The sequence below is a fragment of the Pseudomonas paralactis genome, from assembly GCF_001439735.1.
Lineage (GTDB): Bacteria > Pseudomonadota > Gammaproteobacteria > Pseudomonadales > Pseudomonadaceae > Aquipseudomonas > Aquipseudomonas paralactis.
In genome coordinates this window covers 249,654-273,193 of sequence record NZ_JYLN01000006.1, presented here as the reverse complement: position 1 = coordinate 273,193, position 23,540 = coordinate 249,654, and the positions used below count along the sequence as shown (strand labels likewise).

20 protein-coding genes are annotated in these 23,540 nt (G+C 61.6%); 5 read left to right on the top strand and 15 right to left on the bottom strand.

What is annotated here, in order from left to right:
* Positions 1-74: 74 nt before the first annotated feature.
* The 4 genes from TX23_RS17455 to TX23_RS17440 all read right to left on the bottom strand — a co-directional run bounded on the left by TX23_RS17455 (position 75) and on the right by TX23_RS17440 (position 4,308).
* On the bottom strand, positions 75-2,258 hold the full coding sequence (locus TX23_RS17455) for a xanthine dehydrogenase family protein molybdopterin-binding subunit (RefSeq protein ID WP_057703267.1): 2,184 nt from the start codon (positions 2,256-2,258) through the stop codon (positions 75-77).
* Positions 2,255-3,244, bottom strand: coding sequence for an FAD binding domain-containing protein (locus TX23_RS17450; protein ID WP_057703266.1), 990 nt, complete (start codon positions 3,242-3,244; stop codon positions 2,255-2,257). The genes TX23_RS17455 and TX23_RS17450 overlap by 4 nt, the downstream gene beginning before the upstream one ends.
* Positions 3,244-3,765 (bottom strand): (2Fe-2S)-binding protein, encoded by a 522-nt coding sequence (locus TX23_RS17445; RefSeq protein ID WP_057703265.1) that lies wholly within the window; start codon positions 3,763-3,765, stop codon positions 3,244-3,246. The genes TX23_RS17450 and TX23_RS17445 overlap by 1 nt, the downstream gene beginning before the upstream one ends.
* A gap of 96 nt (positions 3,766-3,861) precedes the next feature.
* A complete protein-coding gene (locus TX23_RS17440; protein WP_057703351.1) occupies positions 3,862-4,308 on the bottom strand; it encodes a DUF4879 domain-containing protein in 447 nt (148 codons plus the stop codon).
* Positions 4,309-4,496: 188 nt separating this feature from the next.
* Here TX23_RS17440 and TX23_RS17435 point away from each other — a divergent pair, with 188 nt between their 5' ends.
* Positions 4,497-5,792 carry an NCS2 family permease gene (locus tag TX23_RS17435; RefSeq protein WP_005791636.1) on the top strand — a complete coding sequence of 432 codons (1,296 nt, stop codon included), beginning with the start codon at positions 4,497-4,499 and terminating at the stop codon, positions 5,790-5,792.
* A complete protein-coding gene (gene trmA, locus TX23_RS17430) occupies positions 5,789-6,868 on the top strand; it encodes a tRNA (uridine(54)-C5)-methyltransferase TrmA (protein WP_057703264.1) in 1,080 nt (359 codons plus the stop codon). Before TX23_RS17435 ends, trmA begins: the two co-directional genes overlap by 4 nt.
* A gap of 125 nt (positions 6,869-6,993) precedes the next feature.
* Here trmA and TX23_RS17425 read toward each other — a convergent pair whose 3' ends face one another.
* The 9 genes from TX23_RS17425 to TX23_RS17385 all read right to left on the bottom strand — a co-directional run bounded on the left by TX23_RS17425 (position 6,994) and on the right by TX23_RS17385 (position 17,694).
* The gene (locus TX23_RS17425; RefSeq protein ID WP_057703263.1) at positions 6,994-7,461 is read right to left on the bottom strand and encodes a DUF2442 domain-containing protein; all 468 of its coding nucleotides are present in this window, start codon (positions 7,459-7,461) and stop codon (positions 6,994-6,996) included.
* Positions 7,458-7,886, bottom strand: a complete 429-nt coding sequence (locus tag TX23_RS17420; RefSeq protein WP_057703262.1) for a DUF4160 domain-containing protein — start codon at positions 7,884-7,886, stop codon at positions 7,458-7,460. The genes TX23_RS17425 and TX23_RS17420 overlap by 4 nt, the downstream gene beginning before the upstream one ends.
* Positions 7,887-8,021: 135 nt before the next feature.
* Positions 8,022-9,350 carry a TolC family outer membrane protein gene (locus tag TX23_RS17415; RefSeq protein WP_057703261.1) on the bottom strand — a complete coding sequence of 443 codons (1,329 nt, stop codon included), beginning with the start codon at positions 9,348-9,350 and terminating at the stop codon, positions 8,022-8,024.
* A complete protein-coding gene (locus TX23_RS17410) occupies positions 9,347-10,672 on the bottom strand; it encodes an HlyD family type I secretion periplasmic adaptor subunit (protein ID WP_057703260.1) in 1,326 nt (441 codons plus the stop codon). Before TX23_RS17410 ends, TX23_RS17415 begins: the two co-directional genes overlap by 4 nt.
* A complete protein-coding gene (locus tag TX23_RS17405) occupies positions 10,669-12,417 on the bottom strand; it encodes a type I secretion system permease/ATPase (protein WP_057703259.1) in 1,749 nt (582 codons plus the stop codon). Before TX23_RS17405 ends, TX23_RS17410 begins: the two co-directional genes overlap by 4 nt.
* A gap of 119 nt (positions 12,418-12,536) precedes the next feature.
* Positions 12,537-13,157: a heme acquisition protein HasA gene (locus tag TX23_RS17400; protein ID WP_057703258.1), complete on the bottom strand. Its 621-nt coding sequence runs from the start codon at positions 13,155-13,157 to the stop codon at positions 12,537-12,539.
* Between the two features lie 81 nt (positions 13,158-13,238).
* A complete protein-coding gene (locus TX23_RS17395) occupies positions 13,239-15,896 on the bottom strand; it encodes a TonB-dependent receptor (RefSeq protein WP_057703257.1) in 2,658 nt (885 codons plus the stop codon).
* Between the two features lie 214 nt (positions 15,897-16,110).
* A complete protein-coding gene (locus tag TX23_RS17390; RefSeq protein ID WP_057703256.1) occupies positions 16,111-17,109 on the bottom strand; it encodes a FecR family protein in 999 nt (332 codons plus the stop codon).
* Positions 17,110-17,172: 63 nt separating this feature from the next.
* The gene (locus TX23_RS17385) at positions 17,173-17,694 is read right to left on the bottom strand and encodes an RNA polymerase sigma factor (RefSeq protein ID WP_057703255.1); all 522 of its coding nucleotides are present in this window, start codon (positions 17,692-17,694) and stop codon (positions 17,173-17,175) included.
* Positions 17,695-17,899: 205 nt separating this feature from the next.
* Between TX23_RS17385 and aroQ the strand changes: the two genes are divergently transcribed.
* Together aroQ and TX23_RS17375 are read left to right on the top strand one after the other, a co-directional pair.
* Positions 17,900-18,346, top strand: coding sequence for a type II 3-dehydroquinate dehydratase (gene aroQ / locus TX23_RS17380; protein WP_057703254.1), 447 nt, complete (start codon positions 17,900-17,902; stop codon positions 18,344-18,346).
* Positions 18,346-19,194, top strand: coding sequence for a shikimate dehydrogenase (locus TX23_RS17375; RefSeq protein ID WP_057703253.1), 849 nt, complete (start codon positions 18,346-18,348; stop codon positions 19,192-19,194). The genes aroQ and TX23_RS17375 overlap by 1 nt, the downstream gene beginning before the upstream one ends.
* 141 nt (positions 19,195-19,335) lie before the next feature.
* Here TX23_RS17375 and TX23_RS17370 read toward each other — a convergent pair whose 3' ends face one another.
* Positions 19,336-20,001, bottom strand: a complete 666-nt coding sequence (locus TX23_RS17370) for a TetR/AcrR family transcriptional regulator (RefSeq protein WP_014720036.1) — start codon at positions 19,999-20,001, stop codon at positions 19,336-19,338.
* Between the two features lie 77 nt (positions 20,002-20,078).
* Complete coding sequence (gene quiC, locus TX23_RS17365) at positions 20,079-21,980, bottom strand: 3-dehydroshikimate dehydratase QuiC (RefSeq protein WP_057703252.1); 1,902 nt, start codon at positions 21,978-21,980, stop codon at positions 20,079-20,081.
* A gap of 225 nt (positions 21,981-22,205) precedes the next feature.
* Here quiC and TX23_RS17360 point away from each other — a divergent pair, with 225 nt between their 5' ends.
* Positions 22,206-23,540, top strand: a complete 1,335-nt coding sequence (locus TX23_RS17360) for an MFS transporter (protein WP_057703251.1) — start codon at positions 22,206-22,208, stop codon at positions 23,538-23,540.

The following is a 23,540-nucleotide window of genomic DNA, read 5'->3' as shown; positions in this document are numbered from 1 at the left end:
CTGGTGGCTGAGGCACCGCTATCGCAGGCAAGCCAGCGCCCACAGTTGGAGCTTCGGTGTTTGGAAGACCGGTGCTAGAGCACTTTATCCAAGGTGATCGGAAACTCCCGCACCCGCTTGCCGGTGGCATGGTAAACCGCATTCGCCACCGCCGCCGCTACCCCGACAATGCCGATTTCCCCCACGCCCTTGGACCCGAGCGCATTGACGATCTCGTCGTGTTCTTCAACAAACAGCACGTCAATCTCGCCAATATCGGCGTTCACCGGGATGTGGTATTCGGCCAGGCTGTGGTTCATGTAGCGCCCCAGTTGATGGTCAATTTGAGTCTCTTCATGCAGCGCCATACCAATGCCCCACACCACCCCGCCGAGGATCTGGCTGCGGGCCATCTTCGGGTTGACCACGCGCCCGGCGGCTATCGCGCTGACCACACGGCTGACCTTGATGGTGCCCAGGTCTTCATCCACCCGCACTTCAACGAACACCGCCGAGTGAGTGGCACTGGCATAGCCCTCGCGCTTTTTATCGGGCTGGCTGTCGACCTGCACCTGCAAGGCGTCTTCACCGCTGTCCTTGACCAGTTGCGCCAACGACACGCTCACATCACCGCTGTGTAGCTGACCGTCTTCAAACCGAACCGAATCGGCATCCTTGAATACCGGGTAAGTCTGCCGGGCGATCTCCAGCAACCTGGCATTCAGCGCTTCGCACGCTTGCTGCACGGCGGTGCCGACGGACGACACGGTAAACGAACCGCCCTGCAACGGCGCCGTGGGCAATGACGAATCCCCCAGCAGAAAGCTGATATCGGCCATCGCCACGCCACTGGCCTGGGAGGCAATCTGGGTCATCACCGTGTAGGTGCCCGTGCCGATGTCGGTGGTGGCGCTGCTGACGGTGAGTTTGCCGTTGCTATCGATGCGCGCCTTGGCGCTGGCCTTCATCTGCATGGCTTCCCACACCCCACCGGCCATGCCCCAGCCGATCAATTGGCGGCCGTCGCGCATACTGCGTGGTTCCGGGTTGCGCCGGCTCCAGCCGAAGCGTTCGGCGCCTTCGCTGTAGCATTCGCGCAGGGCTTTGCTCGACCAGGGTTTGTCTTCGTTCTGGTTGCGCTCGGCGTAGTTGATCAGGCGCAGTTGCACCGGGTCGATGGCCAAGGCGCAGGCCAGTTCGTCCATGGCACACTCCAGGCCGATCACGCCCAGTGCCGCGCCGGGCGCGCGCATGTCCAGCGGGGTAAAGACGTCCAGCGGCACCAGCTTGTAGGTCAGTTGCACGTTGTCGCAGTGATAGAGCATGCCGCTCCACTCCACCACGTGTTCGCTGAAATCCTCGAAGCGCGAGGTCTGGCCAATCGCGGTATGCCCCAGGGCCAGCAAACGCCCATTGGCGGCGGCCCCCATCTGCAAACGCTGCAGGGTGCGTGGGCGATAGCCGAAGGTGAACATCTGCTGGCGAGTCAGGGTCACGCGCACCGAGCGCTTGAGCGCCAGCGACGCCATCACTGCCAATGGCAACTGGTACTGCGGGCGCAGGCCCGAACCGAAGGCGCCACCGACGAAAGCGGCAAAGATGCGCACCTGGCTTTTATCCAGGCCGAACACTTTTTGCACATAGGCCTGGCAGTTTTGCGGGCCCTGGGTTTTGTCGTGGATATGCAACGTGCCGTCCGGCTGATACAGCACGGTGCTGGCATGGGGCTCCATGGGGTTGTGGTGTTCGATGGGGGTGCTGTAATGCAGATCAAGGCTGATCGCCGCGCCGGCCCACTCGGCCTGGAAGTTGCCGCGTGGCTTGGGCGGTGTCTGCGGCGAAGGGTGAGCGCGTTCCTGCTGGGTGAGCAGGTCGGTTTCGAACGCTTCAGGCGCGTATTCGATCTGCACCAGTGAACCGGCGTGCCGGGCCAGTTCCAGGTTATCGGCGATCACCAGGGCCAGGGGCTGGCCGCTGTAGAGCACGCGGTCGTTGTACAACGGGCGAAAGGGTGAGCCGTCAGCGGCGTCAGCATCCTGGAAGGCGTCGTCGTAGCTGGCAATTCGGGGTCGATTGAGGTGATGGATGACCTCGACTACGCCGGGCAAGGCCAGGGCCTTGGCGGCATCGATCTTGATAACACGGCCTTTGGCGATGGTGCTGGAGACCACGCTGCCATGCAGCAGGCCGTCCTCCGGGAATTCACCGGCATAGCGCGCCTGGCCTGTGACCTTGAGCAGACCGTCGACACGGTCCAGAGGTTTGCCGATGGCACTCATGGCTGTTCTCCTGCGACGGCGGCGTCGCTCAGGGCACGGATGATTGCGCGTCGTGCCAGTTTGATCTTGAAGCCGTTGTGTTCCAGCGGCTCGGCATCCTGTAGCAAGGCGTCGGCAGCAGTGCTGAAGGTTTCGCGGCTGACGGTCTGACCGATCAATGCCGTTTCCACTGCGCGGTCGCGCCAGGGTTTGTGCGCCACGCCGCCAAGGGCCAGGCGCGCATCGATGATCGTGTCGCCGTCCAGTTCCAGCGCCGCAGCCACCGACACCAAAGCAAAGGCATAGGACGCCCGGTCGCGGATTTTCAGGTAGTGGCTGTGCCGGGCCAAGTGGTCGGCAGGCAGTTCAATGGCGGTGATCAGTTCATCATCGGCCAGTTGGTTGTCGCGCTGCGGCGCATCGCCGGGCAGACGGTGGAAATCGGCAAACTCGATGACCCGCGCACCGCCCCGCCCTTCTACATGCACCCGTGCCTGGAGCGCCGCCAGGGCCACGCACATGTCCGAGGGATGCGTGGCCACGCACTGCTCGCTGGCGCCGAGGATCGCATGGATGCGATTCAACCCCGTACGCGCCGGGCAGCCGCTGCCGGGCTCGCGCTTGTTGCACGGCACCGTGGCGTCATAAAAGTAATAACAGCGGGTACGCTGCAACAGGTTGCCACCGGTGCTGGCCATGTTGCGCAATTGCGGCGAGGCCCCGGCCAGGATCGCTTGGGACAGCAACGGGTAACGCTGCTCGATCAGCGGGTGCCAGGCCAGGTCGGCATTGCTCACCAGCGCGCCGATGCGTACGCCGCCGTCGGCGGTTTCTTCAACTTCGTGCAAGGGCAAGCCGGTGATATCGATCAGGTGCTCGGGGCGGCTGATGTTTTCTTTCATCAGGTCGAGCAGGTTGGTGCCGCCGGCAATAAAGCGCGAGGCGGCGTTGCTCAGGTGCACCGCCTCTTGAACATCGACAGGCTTGCTGTAATGAAAGGGGTTCATTATTCACCCCCCGAACGGCGGCACGCCGGCAGAGCTTCTTCAATGGCGTCGCGGATATTGCTGTAGGCACCGCAGCGGCACAGGTTGCCGCTCATCAGTTCCTGGATCTGCGCACCGTCGTGGGCGCGTCCTTCATTGGCCAGGCCCACGGCGGAACAGATCTGGCCGGGGGTGCAATAGCCGCACTGGAAGGCGTCATGTTTGATGAAGGCTTGCTGCATCGGGTGCAACTGGTCGCCGTCGGCCAGCCCTTCGATGGTGGTCAACTCGGCGCCGTCGCACATCACGGCCAGGGTCAGGCAGGCGTTTACGCGCTTGCCGTCACGCAACACGGTGCAGGCGCCGCACTGGCCGTGGTCGCAGCCCTTTTTGCTGCCGACCAGGTCCAACTGTTCGCGCAGCAGGTCGAGCAAGGTGGTCCAGGGCAGCACATCCAGTTGGCGCGGCTGGCCGTTGAGTGTCATGCGTATCGGGTGGCGGGCAAACGGCTGGGCCGCCGCGCCATTGGGGTTTGCGCTCATAAACACCTCACGGGTTGAAGTACATCCGCGGCGTTCAGGAAAATCGCCGTCTTAGGGGTACGACTTCCCGGGTTTTTGAGCGTTCAAGATGATTGATCAGCGGATATTGAGCTGGGCTTTCAAGGTGTTTTGCGGAGGATTGATCGAGGTATTGGTGAATTCGAACCAGCCCTGGGCCTGGACGTTCAGGTCAAACACATAGATGTAGCCCATCAAGGTGCCCACGCCGTTGCACGCCTCACTGATGTTGCCCACCTGGCACACCGCGGTGCGTTGCCCGTTCAACTCTGCCCCATTGAAGCGGCCCATGGGGCTGTTGCCCAGGCCGACTTCCATCACCGACACCTGGGTGGGCCCACGGTGTTCGCACATCTGCGTGGTGTTCACCCGCTCCGGGATCGCTTCGCTGCAGTTGGCCGATTCCACCTTGAACACGCGCACCTCGCTCAAGGCCGGTGCAGCCGCGCCCCACGCCGGTGCTGCGCCCAGCCACGGGCCGATACTGGCAATCAGGGCTAGACTCCACGCGTTGGCTTTTTTCATGCTGGCAATGACCCGGTATTGAACGTCGGCGCAGTATGCCTCAAGGCCATGCGCCACACAGCCTCGGCTGCTGGTATGATGCGCCGCTTTTTCCGATCCTCTCTGAAACCACAGGCGCTTGGCGCAGTTTGTGCTTTGACTTAGAGGTCAACAAATAACGACGCACACTCGCGTCACAGGGAGCCGGCATGCTGGAAAAGCTGTTTCAACTCAAAGCCCACAACACCAATGTGCGCACCGAGATTCTTGCGGGGATCACCACCTTCCTGGCCATGGCCTACATCCTGTTCGTAAACCCGAGCATCCTCGGCGAAACCGGCATGGACAAGGGCGCGGTATTTGTCGCGACCTGCCTGGCGGCGGCCATTGGTTCGACCGTGATGGGCCTGATCGCCAACTACCCGATTGCGCTGGCGCCGGGCATGGGCCTCAACGCGTTCTTCACCTACACCGTGGTCCTGCACATGGGCCACACTTGGCAGGTGGCACTGGGCGCGGTGTTCATTTCGGCGGTGCTGTTCTTCCTGCTGTCGATCTTCCGCATTCGTGAGTGGATCATCAATGCCATCCCGCTGCCTCTGCGCTCGGCAATTGCTGCCGGCATCGGCCTGTTCCTGGCGCTGATTGCCCTGCATAACGCCGGGATCGTGGTCGCCAACCCGGCCACCCTGGTGGGCCTGGGCGACTTGAAACAACCGGCGCCAATCCTGGCGACGCTGGGTTTCGTTCTGATCGTCGCGCTTGAAGCGCTGGCCGTACGCGGCGCGGTGCTGATCGGCATTCTGGCAGTGACCATCGCCTCCATCGTATTGGGCTTCACGCCTTTCATCGGCGTGACTTCGGTGCCACCGTCCCTGGCCCCGACGTTCCTGCAGCTGGATATCAAGGGCGCGCTGGATATCGGCCTGGTCAGCGTGATCTTCGCCTTCCTGTTCGTTGACCTGTTTGATAACTCCGGCACCCTGATCGGCGTCGCCAAGCGCGCCGGCCTGATGGGCAAAGACGGTCATATGCCGAAAATGGGCCGTGCGCTGATCGCCGACAGCACCGCCGCCATGGCCGGCTCGCTGCTGGGTACTTCCACCACCACCAGTTACATCGAATCGGCGGCGGGCGTGAGCGCCGGTGGCCGCACTGGTTTGACGGCCATCGTGGTCGCTATCCTGTTTCTACTGGCGCTGTTCTTCTCGCCGCTGGCCGCCAGCGTGCCCGCCTATGCCACCGCGCCAGCCCTGCTGTTTGTGGCGGTGCTGATGAGCCAGGGCCTGGCCGAAATCGACTGGGATGACATTACTGTTGCAGCGCCGGTGGTGATCACCGCCCTGGCGATGCCCTTCACTTACTCCATCGCCAACGGCATCGCCTTCGGTTTCATCGCCTGGACCGCCATCAAGCTGCTTTCGGGCCGCTACCGTGAGCTGAACCCGGCACTGGTGATCCTGTCGATTCTGTTTGTGATCAAGCTGGGCTGGTTCAACGCATGACTTTCGACGCCGCAAGCTACACCGCTCAACTGCAAGACAAGGTCACGCGTTTGCGTGACCTGCTGGCACCCTTCGACGCGCCCGAGCCGCAGGTCTTCGATTCGCCGTTGCAGAACTTCCGCCTGCGCGCGGAGTTCCGCCTGTGGCGCGAAGGCGGTGATCGCCATTACGCGATGTTCTCCCAGGACGACAAGCGCACGCCGATCCTGATCGAAGAGTTCCCCATTGCCAGCCAGCGCATCAACCAGTTGATGCCGCAACTCAAGGCTGCCTGGCAAGCCAGCGCCGCCCTGAGCCACAAGCTGTTCCAGGTGGAGTTCCTCACTACCCTGGCCGGCGACGCGATGATCACCCTGTGTTATCACCGCCCGCTGGACGAGCACTGGCACACTGCTGCGAACAAGCTGGCAGCCGAGCTGAATGTGAGCATCATCGGCCGCTCCAAGGGCAAGCGCGATGTGATCGGCCAGGACTACGTGGTGGAAAAACTCGACGTCGGTGGCCGCACTTTCAGCTACCGCCAGCCCGAAGGCGCCTTCACCCAGCCCAACGGTACGGTGAACCAGAAGATGCTCAACTGGGCATATGAAGCCTTGGGCGATCGCCCGGACGATTTGCTGGAGCTGTATTGCGGCAACGGCAACTTCACCTTGCCGCTGGCGACCCGCGTGCGCAAGGTGCTGGCCACCGAGATCAGCAAGACCTCGGTGAATGCGGCCCTGAGCAACCTGGATGAGAATGGCGTGGATAACGTCACCCTGGTGCGCCTCTCCGCCGAAGAACTCACCCAAGCCCTGAATGAAGTGCGCCCGTTCCGCCGCCTGCACGGCATCGACCTGAAAAGCTACGAGTTCGGTAGCGTCTTCGTCGACCCGCCCCGCGCTGGCATGGACCCGGACACGTGCGAACTGACCCGGCGTTTCGACAATATCCTGTACATCTCCTGCAACCCGGAGACGTTGGCGGCCAACATTGCGCAACTGCATGACACACACCGGATTACCCAGTGTGCAATGTTTGACCAGTTCCCGTGGACGCACCATATGGAATCAGGTGTGTTGCTGACCCGCCGATAAGCCTGCGGGGCCTGGGCATTGCAGGAGCGAGCTTGCTCGCGAAAAACGTCAACGATAACGCGTCCTTCCTGGATAAACGCGATGCCTGAGAGTTTTTCGCGAGCAAGCTCGCTCCTACTGTTTATTCAAGTGTCTGTTGTCTCTGGGGGCTGCGGGACTTCCTTGCGTGGCCGCCCACCCTTCTTGCCATTGGCCCTGGCCGCTGCGGATTTGGCCGCGCTGCTTTTGCGACCATTGCGCGATGCCACCAGGCTGGTTGCCAGATCCATCAGCGGCTGGCTTGTAGCGATCAGGCCTGTGATGGAAACATCCAGGTCCTGAGCCTCACAGCTAATCGCCTTGCCACCGAACGTCACTTCCAACTGCTGGAAATCCTTCGCTGAAAATCCTTCGAACTCCGGCAGGCCAGCCACCGGCAACACGACGCGGCTGCCATCGGAGAAGCCAATGGAGAGGCAGTCGTTTTCATAACGTACGTTGCTGGCGTTGGCGTATAGGCGTTTTAACTTGCGCCCACGGGCGATTGCCTTGTCAACGTCGGCTTCAGTGAGAGGTACATAAGGTGTGACTTTGGCTTTTATGATCTTTTTCATAAATCGATCTCCACAAAACCTGGGGCTCTGACCAGATTCAAAATTGTTTTCTGCCGTACGACATCGTGTCGGGCACGTGCAATCACGTAAACACCACGCCGAATGACCAATCCAGGAATGAGCTCATCCGTTTCCCAATTCCAGGAATGATTCTCCAGGCAAACCGTCTGCAGTTTTTCCCACCAGATCCTGCGTGCCCGCGCCAAGTAGTGCCGCTGCATGATCGCCCCGCGTATCTCCTTCAGAAGTGCTAGGGGCGGCCGCCTCCGTTCAGGCTCTACGTCCCACAACTCAACATCCCCATCCAGAAAACTGAAGCGAAAACGCGCATCCCACCCCTTGCCCCTGACATGCACATGGGGTGGGCAATGCTCATCCCTGATAAACACCGAAATCACGTAGCCTTTGTAAGCACCTACTTTCATCGTAACCCATCCGTTAGGTTATTTTCCGCCAGGTAACAATTTCCCTCCGCCACCCGACAACCGGCTCCTGACTCCCGAAGCTGTTTCACAGATTAGTAAGCACAAAAAACCCGGCGAATGCCGGGTTGTAACCACTCATGCCGAGGGCTGGAAATACCCGGCCAGCGCCCGCAAGTCCTGCTCGCTCAGCAACCCCGCGTAATACTTCAACTGAATGCGCGCCAGCAGGTACGCATGACGCGCATTGGCCAGGTCGCGGCGGGCGGTGAACAGTTGCTGCTCGGCGTCGAGCACGTCGAGGTTGACCCGCTCACCGCCGCTGACGCTTTTCTTCGTGGCGCTCACCAGCGCCGTGGCGGAACTCACTGCCATTTCATAGGCGCGCACCTTGGCCGCGCCGCTGGTGTTGAGGTTGAATTGCTTGCGCAACTCCACCAAGGTCGCAGCGGTTTGCGCGTCCAGCTCGTATTGGGCCTGAGACAGTTGGTTAGCCGCCTGACGGGTGGAGGCCGAGACCGAGCCACCGGCAAACAGCGGCAGGCTGACCTGGATGCCGACGCTGTTGGTGTCGTACTTCTGGTTGTAGCTGCTTTCTGAATCGGAACTGGTCTTGCGACTGGTCGCATACAGGCTGACCTTGGGCAGGTGCCCGGCGCGCTTGCGCTCCACCTCATACGAGGCCACGTCGAGCGCGTGGTGCTGGGACTTGAGTTCGGGGTTATTGGCCATGGCCAGTTCACGCCAGGTTTCAAAACGATGGGGCTCAAGCGGCGCGATCTCGAATTGACGCGCCAGGGGCGCCAGCTCTTCGATGTGCAGCGGCTGGCCGACAATGGCTTCCAGCTCACGCAAGGCAGTGTCCTGGGCATCCATGGCTTCGATTTCTTCGGCCTGGGCCAGGCTCAGGCGCGCCTGGGTTTCGAGCACATCGGTCCGCGTGCCCTCACCGCCTTTGAGCAGGCGATCATTGAGTTGCAGGCGCTCGGCAAACGCACGTTTCTGGGCACGGCTCAACGCGATGCGCTCTTGTGCCAGCAATGCCTGGCTGTAGGCGCTCAGCACCCGCACGGCCAGTTCCTGGCTCTTGCCGCGAAAGCGCTCGTCGGCCATCAACGCCTGGGCGGTGCCTTGGCGAAAACGCGCATAGGCTTCGTAATCAAGCAACGGTTGCTGCAAGGTCAGGGCCGAGGCGTAGCTGCGGTAATTGCGGTCGCTGCTGACATTTCCGATTGCCGTGCTCTGGGTCACTTCAGACTCATTGCGCGAGTTGTTGTAGCTCCATGACAGGTTAGGCAGCAATGCGGCCCGACCGATCACGCGGTTTTCTTCACCGGCCTCGCGCTCCTGAATCGCCGCCTGAAAGGTCGGGTCGTTGCGGAGCGCCAAATCATAAACGTCCAACAAACCCAGGGCATACGCCGTCGGTGTGCAGCTTAAACAGAGGGTGAACAACAACGCCTTCATTCTTCCACCAGGGCCATATGGGTACGGTCCAGCAAGGGTTTGAACAGGTAGTTGAGCATCGAGCGCTCGCCGGTCTTGACGAAGGTTTCCACCGGCATCCCCGGACGGATCTGCACGCCGTCCAGTTGTTGCATACCCGCCGCGCTGACCTGGGCCCGCAGCGTGTAATACGGCTCATCGGTGCGCTCATCGACCTGGCGGTCGGCCGAGACCAACGTGACTTCGCCCGCCACCCGTGGCGTGGTGGATTGGTTGAACGCCGAAAACATCAACTCAACCGGCAAGCCCGGGTGCACCTTGTCGATCATTTGTACCGGCACCCGCGCCTCCACCAACAAGGGCTCGCCCTGGGGCACGATGTCCATCAGCGCCTCCCCGGGCTTGATCACCCCGCCCTCGGTGTACACCTGCAACCCCACCACCACGCCGGATGCCGGTGCACGCACCAGGCTGTTGGCCAGTTCGAACTCGGCGGAGGCCAGGCGATTGCGCAAGTCGTCGCTGCGGGTGCGGGTTTCGGCCAACTGGCTGCGCAGGTCTTTCTGGAAATCTTCGCCCAACTGGCGGATGCGCAAACGCAACTCCAGCACCTGGCGCTGCAACTGGCCGATACGCCCGACATCCTCGGCAATGGCGCCGTCGATTTGCGCATACAACCGCTCGCTGTCGAGCAGGCGATTGCGCGGGATGTAGCCGTCGCGCGCCAACTCGCGCAGCCCCTGAAGCTGCTCATTCAAGGCCACACGCTGCAAAACCTTGCTCGCCTGGGAGGCCCGCGTGCCGCGCAACTGCGCCTCAACGCCGGCGATAGTTTCACGCAGGCCCGCCTGCTCGGTGGCCAATGCCTGGGCACGGCTGTTGAATAGCTGGCGTTGCAGGCTCAGGGTGTTCGCGGCGTCGGGATCGGCCAGCAGCTCGGGGCTAAATACAATGGTCGGCAAGCCTTCACTCTCGGCGCTCAAGCGCGCTTCGCTGGCCAGCGACGCCAGGTATTGGCTGCGCAGTGACTGCATCTGCCCGCGCAACGGGGTTTGCTTCAAACGCAACAACACCTGGCCTGCGCTGACCTGGTCACCGTCATGCACCTCGATACGCTCGACGATCCCGCCCGCCGGGTGTTGCACCGTCTTGCGGTGCCCCGACACCATGACCTTGCCCGGCACCGCCACGCCCTTGTCCAACGGCGCCAGTGCCGCCCAGCCAAGAAACCCGACAAAGCCTCCCAGCACCAGCCACCACCCCAGGCGTGAATATTTTTTATCATCCAGCGCCAGCACGTTGTGTGGCTGGTCGCTGACCAACGCAGGTTTGCTCTGGCTCATGCGGGTTTTCCTTCACCGAAGCGGTAGCTCATGCTCATGGTCGAGACCGGCTTGCTCGCCACCGTTTTTTGCCGCGCCTCCAACACCCGCGCCGTCGGGCCGAACGCCTGCATCTGGCCGTCCTTGAGAATCAGCAATTGGTCGGTCAGGCTCAGCACGTTGGGTTTGTGGGTGATCAGAATCAGGGTGCGACGCTGTTGCTTGAGTTGGGCGATGGCTTGCAAAAGCGCCTGCTCGCCCACTTCGTCGAGGTTGGCATTGGGCTCATCCAGCACAATCAGCGCCGGCAGGCCGTACAGCGCACGCGCCAGGGCCACCCGTTGTTTTTGCCCGCCGGACAAGCCCGCGCCGCCCTCACCCAGTTGCGTGTCGTAGCCTTGCGGCAGTTGCAGGATCAGTTCGTGCACGCCGGCCATTTGCGCTGCGGCGAGGACTTTGTCGGCCTCCACCGTTTCAAAGCGCGCGATGTTTTGCGCAATGCTGCCGGCGAACAGTTGGATGTCCTGGGGCAAGTAACCGATATGCGGGCCCAGTTGCTGTTTGTCCCACACCGCCAGGTCGGCGCCATCCAGGCGCACCTTGCCGGCCAGCGGTGCCCAGGCCCCCACCAGCACCCGCGCCAGGGTGGACTTGCCGCAGCCCGACGGGCCGATCACACCCAGCACATCACCCGCCGGCAGGCTGAAACCCAGGTTGGCCAGCGCAGGCCGACGGCTGCCGGGGGCACAGGCGCTGATCTGCTCCAGGCTGACCTGGCCCTTGGGCACGGGCAGGTTCATGCGCGCCGGTCGCGCCGGGTTATCTTGCAGCATCAACGATAAACGCTCGTAGGCCAGACGCGCCGAGCCCCATTGCTTCCACACACCGATCAATTGGTCGATGGGGCTGAGCACACGTCCCATCAGGATCGAGCCGGCAATCATCATCCCCGGCGTTATGTCGCCGTTGACCGCCAACCAGGCGCCCAGGCCCAGCACCAGCGATTGCAGGGCCAGGCGTACGCCCTTGGACCAGGCCGTGACCACCGCAGTCTTTTCACTGGCCAGGTTCTGCTGCACCAGAAACGCCTGGTGCTGGCTGAACCAGCGCCCGCGCAAGGTGGCGAGCATACCCATGGCCTCAATGGTGTCGGCGTTGCGCAGATTGGCCGTGGCCTGCTGGCTGGCGCTGATCGACAGTTGGCTGGCCAGGGCCATCGGCGCCTGGCTGACATGATGGTTGGCCCACGCCAATGCCATCAGCAATAACGCGCCACCCAACGCCAGCAGGCCCAGCCAGGGATGGAACAGAAAGATCACCAACAGGTACACCGGAAACCACGGCGCATCGAAAAAGGCGAACAACGCCTGGCCGGTGGCGAACTGGCGCAAGGTGGTCAAGTCGTGCAGAGCCTGGCCCGCAGCCTGGGTGCCGCCCTTGAGCTGGGCTTCATAAGCGGCGTCGAATACGCGCTGGTTCAAGCGCATGTCCATCTGCGTGCCGAGGCGAATCACCACTTGGCTGCGCACCCACTCCAACGCGCCCATCAAGGCGAACAGGCCGAGGATCATCAGCGTCAGCATCAGCAGGGTCATCTGATTACCCGAGGCCAGCACCCGGTCGTACACTTGCAACATGTACAGCGCCGGAGCCAGCATCAACAGGTTGATCACTGCCGAAAACAGGCCGATGTTGAAGAAGGCACTTTTATAGGCCGTGAGTGCAGCCAGCATCTCATTCGCGCGCTTGGCACCGGGCCGAGTCATGAAGGTTGTCCCATTGAAGAGTCAAGCAAGGGCCCGCCCGGTGCGTTGACAGCACCTGCGGCGCACCCACAGGATTCGCAAGGCCGATGAAGGCGTGATCCTCCATCGGCTTTTTTGCATCAGGCAGCCAGGGCGAAGTCGTGCGGCGCGTCCTGAATCCCCACCAGGCCCACATCGGCAGCGGCGAACGCAGCCGAATCCTGATGTGCCACACCGGCAGCAGCCAGTTGATCGAAGGTGGAGTTGACCGACAGGCTTGGGTCGATGCCCTTGAGCAAGGTGTCGATCGCCGAGGCCAGTGCCGAACTGTCACCACTCATCAGGCCGTACACGATCTTGTGCACCTGGCCGTCACGGCCTTCGGACTGCAGGCTCGACAGGCCCAGGTTGGTAAAGCTGACTTCCTGGTTGGCGATGGAGTAGCCACCGCTGGTTGCGCCACCGGCGAGGGTGTCGCCCAGGGTCAGGCCATCGAGCGAACCCCACAGCGTGTGGGTCGGCGGGTTGAACAAGGTGTAATGCAGGCTGCCTTCGGCAACCACTGCCGCATCACTGACGCTGCTCGATACGCCATATTGGGTGCCGTCGAACGGCCCTGGATTGAAACCACCGGTGTTCACACCCTCTTTGACCGAACCTTCACGGTGGTTGAGATCACCGAAGTAGGCCGACCAATCGCTCAGGTACTGGGCGACGGTGCTAGCGGCGTAGGTCGTGCTGTATGAAATAGAAATGCTCATGCAAAACTCCAAGTCATTGGGTGGTCACTCCGCAGCAAGCCAGTGCCTGCTGTGGTTTTGCCCGTCACTGGGCAAAAGCGGTCAGAACTGATATTCAACGGTGCCCTGCAACGTGCGCCCACGGCCCAGGGTGAAGGCCAGTACATCGCCCAGCGGCACCAGGTAGGCGCGGTCGGTGACGTTTTCCATGGCCAGGCGCAGGGTCAGTTGGTCGGTGGCGCGGTAGCTGCCGTAAAGGTCGTAGACGGTGTAGGGCTTCCAGTCGGCGGGGTAGACGCCGGTTTGCGCGGTGGTCACCCCGGCGGCACCTTTGACGTAGTAGCCCGCGCTGTAGCGGGCGCGCACGCCTACATCAAGCTTGCGCTCAAGGAAGCGTGCGCCCAGGGTTGCGGTGCCACGGTCCATGGGCATGTGTTCGGAGGAGCCCAGGATCGCGCTGCAACCCACGCCGGCATTGGCTGCATCGTCGGGCACCATGGCGTCCACCGGCGCCCGGTTGCCGGGCCTCTTTTGGGTTTTGGTCACGCCGCCGAGCCAGGCGGTTTTGCTGCAGAACTTGTTGCTGCCCAGCATCCGCGTGTAGTTGAACTGGCCGTAGGCAAAACCGGCGTCGTAATCGAGCTGGTATTCAAGGCCGCGAAAACGCGTGGTTTCCAGGTTGTTGACGTAGGCCGCACTGCCGATATTGACGTTGCCATAACCGGGCGGCTGCACGCCCAGGGCCATGTAGGAAAAGTCATCGACCCGGGTGTTGAAGTACGACACTTTCATGCCCGCGCGATCATCGGCGAACAGCAGGTCTTGCTTGAGTACATTGAAACCGACTTCCCACGCGGTGGATCGCTCAGGCTTGAGATAGGGGTTGGGGAGAATCGACTCCGAACCACCGCCATGGGGCCGGCCGCTGACCAGGGTTTCGGTCACCGCCGGCGGACGCCAACCCTTGCCGTAAGTGGCGAAAAGCTGCAGCCAATCGACACCGGGCTTGATCGACAGGCCGAAGGTCGGGGAGAAACGGCCTTCCTCGCGGTCCACGTCGTAATTGACCGGTACGCCGATCTGGCGGGTGGTGCCGAGGATGAACGTGCGGGTGTTCAAGCCGGTTTCGCCGCGCAGCCGATAGCGGTCATAACGCAAACCGGCGTTGAGGTTCAGCCAACCGTCGTAATCGAAATCCAGGCGCCCGAACAGGCTGCCCATCGCGCGGTCGCCTTTGGGCGTGATGCTTTCCGCCGCCGAGGCCGTCAGCGCCGAGCCGGCCTCTACGGCCTGGTTGGAATCGGGCCGAACCTTGTCGTAAAAAAACTCCAGCCCGTAGTTGGCCTTGAGTGCGGCAAGCTCGGTCAGGGCAAAGGTCGAGATGTTCTGCGCCTGCACGCCATAGGTATTGGTTTGATAGGTAACGTCATAGCCCTTACTGATACCCCGGGCCAGCGTGGATTGATCATTGCGCGTATCCACGTGGTAGAGCTTGGCCTTGAAATCGATCAGCGGGTTGTCCGGTGCGTAGCTGTAATCCAGCGCGAAGTTCTGTGCCTTGACGTTGCTGCTGCCCAGCTTTTCCCACAGCTGGGGCTTTTCGGCGGTCATCATGTTGACGTCGTCGTAGTCGACCTCGGTGACCAGGTAGCTCAGTTGCAGACGCTGATCAACCGGCAGGTTGAGCCCCAGCTTGAGCAGGCGCGAGCGCATCACCGAGCCTGAATAGGCAACCGTGCTGTGCTTGATGCGCTCTTCACTGGCCGGCATATACGCCGCACCGGTACGCAGCTCGCCAATGCTGCCCTTGGTGCCGGGGTTGTAGTCGCCCAAATGACGCTCACTGGCCGCCACCAGCATGTCCCACACGTCGGTCCCCACGGCAAACGCCGAGCTGCCGATAAAGTGCGTGCCGTTGCTGCGCCCGCCCAGGCCGGTGGTGAGGCGAATGCGCCCGCCGATTTGCTTGCCATCCTTGAGCAGGTCGGCGGCCTCCACCGTACGAAAGTTAGCCACCCCGCCAATCACGCCCGCCCCGCCCTGGGTGGAGGTCGCGCCCTTTTCGATCACGACTTCGGACAACAATTCGGGGTCGACATACAGCGTGCCGTTGCGTTGCTGGTGACCGCTCTGCTGGTAATTCTGGCGCATGCCATCGACCGACATATTGACCCGGCCATAGTCCTGGATACCGCGGATATTCACCGACAAACCGGGGTCTTGCTGGCTGACGGCGGAATAGACACCTGGCGCCTCTTCGAGCATCTCGGCGGCATGGCGTGGCGGGTTGCGGTCCAGTTGTTCGCGATCGACCACGCTGACCGAACGTGGCGTTGAATACACCCAGTCCTGCTTGTGCAGGCCGGTGATGGTGGTGGTCCCCAAGGCCAGCGCTCCGGCCTGTTGCTCGACGCGGGTCAAGGTGACCTGGCGTTCGCCGGTAAAGCGATATTCAACCGGTGCGGCACCGAGCAGGCGGCCAAGACCTTCCTGCACATCGAAACTGCCCTTGAGCGCGGCGCTGCTCAAGCCTTGCAGGCGCTGGCTGTCGAACAACACTTGCAGGCCCGCCTGATCGGCGAACGCCAGTACCGCACTGCCCAGGGATTGCGCAGGGATGTCGAACCTCAACACCGCGGATTGAGCTGCGCCAGTTGCAGGTTGCACGGCATGCACCGGCGCGGCGAGGGCAAACAATCCCAAGTGAATGGCCAGGGCCAACCGACTGCCGGTGATACGCCCCTTGGTGAGTGCTGACATGTGTGGTTATCCCTGCGCTAAGCGTTTTTTGTTTATGCGAATGCTTCTCACCTAGAAAGACGTGTGAGGCACGGGAAGTCAGTAATATTTTTTTGCAGGAGCGAAGCGGGCGGCTAGCCCTTGCTCGCGAAGAACGTCAACGAAAACGCGGTGCCCTTGGGGTTTTCGCGAGCAAGCTCGCTCCTACAGAACAGCGGCTTTTAGCGGGGACAGGTCAATAGATCAGGCTGAGGCCGGCCAGGTCCAAGCGTTGCACTTGAAGTTCCTGGGTCAGGGTAGCGAGGGCGCTGTCGAGCATGTCCAGGCGGAAGACGCCGCTGACTTCGCGCTCACCCAAAGCCGCGTCAGCCAATACCACGCGCCCGGGGCGGTAACGGTTGAGTTGCTCGATAACCTTGGCCAACGGCTGACGGTCGAAGATCAACACACCGCGCCGCCAACTGGTGGCGCGATCCACATCAAACTGATCAAGGCTGACCACACCGTCATCGGGGCTGTAACGCGCAGCCTGGCCTTGCTGCACAACGCGCTCGGCCGGGCCTGTGGTCGGTGATGCCTGCATGGACACCTCGACACTGTGCTGCAACACACCGACCCAGGCCTGGCTCTGGCCCTCACGCTCGACCACAAACCGCGTACCCAGCGCCCGAGTCTGCCCCCCGGCACTGTGCACCACGAACGGCCGGGGTTCTTCGCCCTTCATCGGTGCCACATCAAACACCGCCGAGCCCTGGAGCAGGCTGATGCCGCGCTGCACGCCATCGTAATCCAGGCGAATGGCGCTGGCGGAATCCAGCTCCACCTTACTGCCGTCCGCCAGCTGCACTGTGCGCACTTCGCCCTTTTGCGTGACGTAGTCGGCCTGCAGGTGCAGCAACACATCGGGCCCGCGCACCCAGCCCACGCCCGCCACCACCACAATAAGCGCCACGGCGGCCGCACGTTGCCACGGCCTTCGGCGTTTGGAGCGACGCACGGGCGGGGTCGGCGTGGCGGGCCGCTGTCGGTGTACGGGATCATCCTTGTGCACTTCACCCAGCGCTGCCCAGGTTTGCTCGGCAAACCGCAGCGCCCCTTCGTGACGGCTGTCACGGGCGATCCACTGACGCAACTCGGCCTGCTCCTGTTCGCTCAGGGCACCGGCGTGCAGGCGCACCGCCCATTCGGCAGCCGCCTCGGTAATGCTGTGCTGTTGCGGACCCTGGCTATTCACGTGTGAATCTCGATTTTTCGTTATATAGACGCTCTGACGTCTGGCCTGGTACTTTTCGGTAATTCATTCGTCGGATGGCATCCCCTCACCTTCCTGCAAGCGCTGCATCACATAGGCCAACGCCTTGGCCAAATGCTTTTGCACCGAGCTGTCGGAAATATTCAGGTGCCGGGCGACCTGGGCGTGGGTCATGCCTTCGATACGGTTCAAGCGGAAAATCTGCTGGGTGCGCTCCGGCAATTGCGCCAGTGCCTGCTTCAATGCCTGTCGCTGTTGCTGGGCCATTGCCTGAGCCTCCAACCCGGCCACGTCATCTTCAATCTCGGCCAGCGCCTCATGGGGCACGGTGTCGGTCTTGCGCCGTGCTTCCTGACGAATATGGTCGATCAGCAGATTGCTCGCCGTTCGATAGAGATAGCCCTGGGAGTTGTCGATGCGCTCACCGGCCGGTTTTTCCGCCAGGCGCAGGAAGCTCTCCTGCACCAGGTCTGCGGCCAATTGCGGGTCCCGTACCTTGCGAGCCAGATACCCGCGCAGGGTATCGGCGTGCTTGAGAAACAGGCCCTTGAGATCCACGTCCGACAAACCGACTCCCTGGAATGTATAGGAAACAGGCGGGCATCTTAAGCGTTGTCGAGAATGATTTTCAATTGATATCTAATCTGATCGAGCGGCAAGAGGATGTTGATAACAGTTCGATAACCGCACAGATCCGCAACGATCAATTGACCAAACTAACTAACCAGTACATTTTGTCCACATAACCAATAAGAACTGTGGAGATCCCGCTATGCCGCCCATCGTGCTGGTGCTCAACGGCCCCAACCTCAACCTGCTCGGCACCCGCGAGCCGGCCACTTATGGCCATGAAACCCTGGCCGACATCGCCGCCCTGTGTGGCCGCAGCGCCGATGAACTCGGGCTGAAAATCGAATTTCGCCAGACCAACCACGAGGGCGAATTGCTCGACTGGATCCACGGCGCCCGTAACCGTTGCGCAGGTATTGTGATTAACCCGGCTGCCTGGACCCACACCTCGATCGCAATCCGCGATGCGCTGGTGGCCAGTGAAGTGCCGGTGATCGAAGTGCATTTATCCAACGTGCATGCCCGTGAAGCCTTTCGTCATCACTCGTTTGTGTCACCGATTGCCAAGGCCGTGCTGGCCGGATTTGGCAGCCACGGCTACCACCTGGCGCTGGAGCATTTCAGCCAGACACTCAAGGGACGCGCCTGATGAAACCGCGCATTCTCGCCGGCCTGATCGGCGCCGGTATCCAGGCTTCCCGCACCCCAGCCCTGCATGAACACGAGGGTGATGCCCAGGGCCTGCGCTACCTGTATCGCCTGATCGACCTGGAGCCGCTGCACCTGGACCTCAACGCCCTGCCGGAACTCCTGCGGGCCGCCGAGCTGATGCACTTCACCGGGCTGAACATTACTTACCCGTGCAAGCAGGCGATCCTGCCGCTGCTCGATGAACTCTCCGATGAGGCCCGGGGCATTGGCGCGGTCAATACCGTGGTGTTCAAGGACGGCAAGCGCATCGGCCATAACACCGACTGCCTGGGGTTCGCCGAAGGTTTTCGGCGCAACTTGCACAACGTACCGCGCCAACGCGTGGTGCAGATGGGCGCCGGTGGCGCGGGCGCGGCAGTGGCCCATGCGCTGTTGGCAGAAGGTGTGGAGCAGTTGAACATCTTCGACGTCGACCGCACCCGCGCCCAGGACCTTGTGGATAACCTTGCCCGGCAGTTCGGTGCCGGTAGCGCTCAAGTCGGCAGCCACTTGGAAAACGCCATGGCCGAAGCCGATGGCCTGGTGAACACCACGCCGATGGGCATGGCCAAGTTACCCGGCACGCCGGTGCCAGCCGCGTTATTGCGGGCCGAATTGTGGGTAGCGGAGATCGTGTACTTCCCGTTGGAAACCCAACTGCTACGTGACGCTCGCGCCTTGGGTTGCCGTACGTTGGACGGCGGCAATATGGCGGTGTTTCAGGCGGTGAAGGCGTTTGAGTTGTTCAGCGGTGAAGTGGCGGATGCAGACAGGATGCTGGCGCATTTCCAGAGCATGAATATCTAGGGATGCAACCCCATCAAAATGTGGGAGCTGGCTTGCCGGCGATAGCGGTGGGCCAGTCAACCTATGGGGCACTGACAGACCGCTATCGCGGGCAAGCCCGGCTCCCACATTGATTGGGTTCAGCCATGAAAACGGGTGTTCTCAGGCTTGCAGGTAGCGCAACACCGACTCGCAGATCATCTCCCGGTGCCGCTGCTTGATCGCCTCGTCCGACAGTTCGATCTGGAAGATCTCGCTGAAGGTATGCCGGTTGGACACTCGGTAAAAGCTGAACGAGTTAATCAACAAGTGCACGTCCAACGGCTCCAGCCCTTCGCGAAACAGCCCCAATTCGGCGCCACGGCGCAAGGTCTCGCCCAGTCCTTCGAGGATCTTGCTGTTCATCGCCTTGATGGTCTCGGTGCGTTTGACGTACTCGGCGTTGTGGATATTTTCGATGCTGACGATGCGCACAAAATCCACGTTCTGGTCATGGTGATCAAAGGTGAATTCCACCAACCGGCGAATCGCCTCACGCGGCTCCAGGGCTGTGAGGTTCATGCGGGTTTCGGTGTTGCGGATATCGCCGTAGAGCTTCTCCAATACCTCGACGTATAACTGCTCCTTACTGCCGAAGTAGTAATAGATCATGCGCTTGGAAGTGTGGATGCGCTCGGCGATGGCGTCCACCCGAGCGCCGGCCAGGCCCTGTTGAACAAACTCGACAATGGCTTCCTGGAGAATATTCTCCCGGGTCTTTTCCGGATTGTTCTTGCGACTCTTGCGCGGTGCGTCAGCTACCGCGGGGAGATCGGGACTTGAGGTCATGGTGCGCTCACGGCCATTGTTGTGCAGGCGCTGATTATGGGCCGCGGCGCTCCCCGAAGGAAGCACCTGCCTTGCGGTTATAGCCGAGCCTGGCGTACCGCCCCACTGCGCGACTTGGCCATCGCCGCCAGACGCACCGCCACGTTGGCCGCGCCGTAGCCGGCATAGCCATTCTTGCGCTGGATGATCTCGAAGAAAAACCGCCCCTCGAACGCCTCGGTGTACACATGAAACAACTCACCGCCCTGGGCGTCGCGGTCGTACAGGACGTTGTAATACGCCAGTTCACTGAGGAACTCATCGTCGAAATCGAAGCGTGCCGCCAGGTCGTCATAATAGTTGAGCGGGATATCCAGCAACGGCACACCGGCCTCTTTGGCCCGGCGTACCTCGGCGAAAATATCCGCGCAATCGAAGGCAATGTGGTGCACGCCCGAACCGCGATAGCTGGAGAGCGCGTGGGAAATCGCCGTGTTGCGGTTTTCGGAGATATTCAGCGGCAGGCGAATCGAACTGCAACGGCTGCGCAACGCACGGCTTTTCACCAGGCCGTAGGGATCGGGCAGGACCACTTCGTCATCGGCTTCGAAATCCAGCAGGCTTTTGTAGAACAACACCCAACTGTCGAGGCTGTCGGCCGGCAGCGCCATGGCCATATGGTCAATGCGCAGCAAGCCGCCGCTGGCGGGTGCGGCCGTTTGCAGGTTGAAATCGGTGTCGTACAGCCCGCCTTCGCTGGGGTCCACCAAGTAGATCAGGCTGCCGTCCGGCGCACGCACCGCAGCCAGTTCCAGCTCGTTGGGGCCGACCAGGCCACGATATGGCTGGCCCTTGTAGGCCACCGCCCGCTCCAGGGCCTTGGCACTGTCCTTGACCCGAATTGCCGTGGCGCACAGGGATGGCCCGTGGGCCTCGAAAAAGTTGTGGGCGAAGGAGTACGGTTCGCAGTTGAGGATCAGGTTGATGTCACCCTGGCGCAACAGGCTCACATTCTTGGAGCGATGCTGACCGGCCTTGGCGAAACCCAGACGCTCCAGCCAGTGGGTCAGCTTGGCGCCGAGGTTTTCGTCCACGGCAAATTCAAGAAACTCGATACCGTCGTATTCGCTGGCCACCGGGGTTTCAAACAGAATATCCACGGGCGCAGCGGGGGCTTCTTCAGCCAGGCGCTGACGGGTTTTTTCTTCCAGGTACAACAGCGAACGCAAGCCATCCGCCGCATTCGCGCGGGTCGGCGCAGCGCGGAAACCGTCATTGAAAATTTCCAGGGACAAGGGCCCGGTGTAGCCACTTTTGATAATCGGCGCGAGAAAGCCCGCCAGGTCAAATTCGCCCTGGCCTGGGAAGCAACGGAAATGCCGGCTCCACTCCAGCACATCCATGGCCAGGATCGGCGCGTCGGCCATTTGCACGAAGAAGATCTTGTCGCCGGGGATCTGCGCGATGCCGCTCGGGTCGCCCTTGAGCGACAAGGTGTGAAAGCTGTCGAGCAACACGCCCAGGCTTGGGTGATCGACCTGGCGCACCAGGTTCCACACCTGCTGCCAAGTGTTCACATGCTTGCCCCAGGCCAACGCTTCATAGCCGATGCGCAGGCCGCGCTTGCCCGCGTGTTCGGCCAGCAGGCTCAGGTCATCGAGCAGAATACGCTCGTCGCCCACGCTGTCGGCCGAGGCATTGCTGCACACCAATACCAGATCGGTGCCCAGCTCCTGCATCAAGTCAAACTTGCGCTCGGCGCGCTCCAGGTTGCGCGCCAGGCGGTCGCGGCGGCAGCCTTCGAAGTCGCGAAACGGTTGGAACAGGGTGATGGCAATACCCAGGTCGGCGCACATCTGCCGGACTTCCCGGGGGCTGCCGTCGTAGTACAACAAGTCGTTCTCGAAGATTTCCACCCCATCAAACCCGGCGGCGGCGATAGCCTCAAGCTTTTCCGGCAGGGTGCCGCTCAAGGACACAGTGGCAATAGAACGTTGCATGGAAGACTCCCGGCCATTGTTGTTTGTGGCAAATTATTCGCCCCCAGCCTACAGGCAGCAATTAAAATGTACGAACCGGTTAGTTTTTGGTGCGATTATCGAACACTATGCCCCTTTGGCGAATTGACGACTTTTTAACCACTGCGCACCATCGACCGGGCAATTCGTTCATGTAACAAAGACCCAGAACACACCATAAGAATTTCAAAAAACGGGTACGACCTCATGCCTCTGCAAAATCCCGCCCTGGCCACGCGCCCGGGCAACCCGCACGCCGGCATCGGCGACAAGATCCGCGGTGCCCTGGCCGTGGGTAAAACGCGCTGGGGCATGCTGGCCCTGGTGTTTTTCGCCACCACCCTGAACTACATCGACCGCGCCGCTCTGGGCGTGATGCAACCGATCCTGGCCAAGGAAATGAGCTGGACGGCGATGGACTACGCCAACATCAACTTCTGGTTCCAGGTCGGCTACGCCATCGGCTTTGTGCTGCAAGGCCGCCTGATTGACCGGGTTGGCGTCAAGCGCGTGTTCTTCTGCGCCGTGCTGCTGTGGAGCCTGGCCACCGGTGCCCACGGGTTGGCCACTTCGGCGGTGGGCTTTATGGTCTGCCGGTTTATCCTCGGGCTGACCGAAGCCGCCAACTACCCCGCCTGCGTCAAGACCACACGTTTGTGGTTCCCGGCGGGCGAACGTGCGGTGGCCACCGGCATCTTCAACGCCGGTACCAACGTCGGCGCGATGATGACGCCGATGCTGCTGCCGTTGATCCTGCATGTGTGGGGCTGGCAAGCGGCGTTCCTGTGCATGTCGGCACTGGGTGCGATCTGGCTGGTGTTCTGGGGGTTGAAGTACTACAACCCGGAAGACCACCCAAGCGTTAAACAATCGGAACTGGACTACGTGCAACAGGAAGTCGAGCCCGAACAGCCCCGCGTGCCGTTCAGCCGCATCCTGCGTATGCGCGGCACCTGGGCCTTCGCCATCGCCTACGCGCTGACCGCGCCGGTGTTCTGGTTCTACCTGTACTGGCTGCCGCCGTTTTTGAACCAGCAATACAACCTGGGCATCAACGTGACGCAGATGGGCATTCCGCTGATCATCATTTACCTGACTGCCGACTTCGGCAGCGTGGGGGGCGGGATTCTGTCGTCATTTTTGATTGGCCGCGGGATGAACCCGATCAAGGCGCGGCTCTTGTCGATGCTGCTGTTCGCCTGCTGCATTGTCGGCGTGATCATGGCGGCCGGCTCCAGCCAGCTGTGGGTCGCAGTGTTCGCCATCTCCCTGGCCATCGGCGCGCACCAGGCCTGGACCGCTAACATCTGGAGCCTGGTGATGGACTACACGCCCAAGCACATGATGAGCACGGTGTTCGGCTTCGGCGGCATGTGCGCGGCCATCGGCGGCATGTTCATGACCCAGATCGTCGGCCACATCCTCACAGTGACCCACAACAACTACACCGTGCTGTTCACCCTGATCCCGGCGATGTACTTCATTGCGCTGACCTGGATGTACTTCATGGCACCGCGCAAGATTCCTACCGTAGACGTTTGA

What these genes read in the sequence shown, in the direction of transcription:
- TX23_RS17455 (WP_057703267.1), bottom strand. Translation starts at nt 2,258, where the DNA reads ATGAGTGCCATCGGCAAACCTCTGGACCGTGTCGACGGTCTGCTCAAG.
- TX23_RS17450 (WP_057703266.1), bottom strand. Translation starts at nt 3,244, where the DNA reads ATGAACCCCTTTCATTACAGCAAGCCTGTCGATGTTCAAGAGGCGGTG.
- TX23_RS17445 (WP_057703265.1), bottom strand. Translation starts at nt 3,765, where the DNA reads ATGAGCGCAAACCCCAATGGCGCGGCGGCCCAGCCGTTTGCCCGCCAC.
- TX23_RS17440 (WP_057703351.1), bottom strand. Translation starts at nt 4,308, where the DNA reads ATGAAAAAAGCCAACGCGTGGAGTCTAGCCCTGATTGCCAGTATCGGC.
- TX23_RS17435 (WP_005791636.1), top strand. Translation starts at nt 4,497, where the DNA reads ATGCTGGAAAAGCTGTTTCAACTCAAAGCCCACAACACCAATGTGCGC.
- trmA (WP_057703264.1), top strand. Translation starts at nt 5,789, where the DNA reads ATGACTTTCGACGCCGCAAGCTACACCGCTCAACTGCAAGACAAGGTC.
- TX23_RS17425 (WP_057703263.1), bottom strand. Translation starts at nt 7,461, where the DNA reads ATGAAAAAGATCATAAAAGCCAAAGTCACACCTTATGTACCTCTCACT.
- TX23_RS17420 (WP_057703262.1), bottom strand. Translation starts at nt 7,886, where the DNA reads ATGAAAGTAGGTGCTTACAAAGGCTACGTGATTTCGGTGTTTATCAGG.
- TX23_RS17415 (WP_057703261.1), bottom strand. Translation starts at nt 9,350, where the DNA reads ATGAAGGCGTTGTTGTTCACCCTCTGTTTAAGCTGCACACCGACGGCG.
- TX23_RS17410 (WP_057703260.1), bottom strand. Translation starts at nt 10,672, where the DNA reads ATGAGCCAGAGCAAACCTGCGTTGGTCAGCGACCAGCCACACAACGTG.
- TX23_RS17405 (WP_057703259.1), bottom strand. Translation starts at nt 12,417, where the DNA reads ATGACTCGGCCCGGTGCCAAGCGCGCGAATGAGATGCTGGCTGCACTC.
- TX23_RS17400 (WP_057703258.1), bottom strand. Translation starts at nt 13,157, where the DNA reads ATGAGCATTTCTATTTCATACAGCACGACCTACGCCGCTAGCACCGTC.
- TX23_RS17395 (WP_057703257.1), bottom strand. Translation starts at nt 15,896, where the DNA reads ATGTCAGCACTCACCAAGGGGCGTATCACCGGCAGTCGGTTGGCCCTG.
- aroQ (WP_057703254.1), top strand. Translation starts at nt 17,900, where the DNA reads ATGCCGCCCATCGTGCTGGTGCTCAACGGCCCCAACCTCAACCTGCTC.
- TX23_RS17375 (WP_057703253.1), top strand. Translation starts at nt 18,346, where the DNA reads ATGAAACCGCGCATTCTCGCCGGCCTGATCGGCGCCGGTATCCAGGCT.
- TX23_RS17370 (WP_014720036.1), bottom strand. Translation starts at nt 20,001, where the DNA reads ATGACCTCAAGTCCCGATCTCCCCGCGGTAGCTGACGCACCGCGCAAG.
- quiC (WP_057703252.1), bottom strand. Translation starts at nt 21,980, where the DNA reads ATGCAACGTTCTATTGCCACTGTGTCCTTGAGCGGCACCCTGCCGGAA.
- TX23_RS17360 (WP_057703251.1), top strand. Translation starts at nt 22,206, where the DNA reads ATGCCTCTGCAAAATCCCGCCCTGGCCACGCGCCCGGGCAACCCGCAC.